Source organism: Paenibacillus sp. MZ03-122A (assembly GCF_024213325.1).
GTDB lineage: Bacteria > Bacillota > Bacilli > Paenibacillales > Paenibacillaceae > Paenibacillus > Paenibacillus polymyxa_B.
The window spans coordinates 1-583 of record NZ_JANAVI010000059.1 but is presented as its reverse complement, the minus strand read 5'-3'; the positions used below and the strand labels follow the sequence as shown (position 1 = coordinate 583).

The 583-nt window shown below is 53.5% G+C and carries 1 rRNA gene; it reads right to left on the bottom strand.

What is annotated here, in order from left to right:
* Nucleotides 1-583 (bottom strand): 23S ribosomal RNA (locus tag NLX74_RS25535); the annotation flags it as partial.

Here is a 583-nt window from a genome sequence, read left to right as displayed (position 1 = left end):
TTCTACGGCTCCCACCTATCCTGTACAGATCGTACCCAAATTCAATATCAAGCTGCAGTAAAGCTCCATGGGGTCTTTCCGTCTTGTCGCGGGTAACCTGCATCTTCACAGGTATTAAAATTTCACCGGATCTCTCGTTGAGACAGCGCCCAAGTCGTTACGCCATTCGTGCGGGTCAGAATTTACCTGACAAGGAATTTCGCTACCTTAGGACCGTTATAGTTACGGCCGCCGTTTACTGGGGCTTCGGTTCATAGCTTCGCCCGAAGGCTTACCACTCCCCTTAACCTTCCAGCACCGGGCAGGCGTCAGCCCGTATACTTCGCCTTGCGGCTTCGCACAGACCTGTGTTTTTGCTAAACAGTCGCTTGGGCCTTTTCACTGCGGCCCCCTCGGGCTATTCACCCTACCGAGGCACCCCTTCTCCCGAAGTTACGGGGTCATTTTGCCGAGTTCCTTAACGAGAGTTCTTCCGCGCGCCTTAGAATTCTCTTCTCGCCTACCTGTGTCGGTTTGCGGTACGGGCACCTTCTCCTGGCTAGAGGCTTTTCTTGGCAGTCTGAGATCATGACCTTCGCTACTA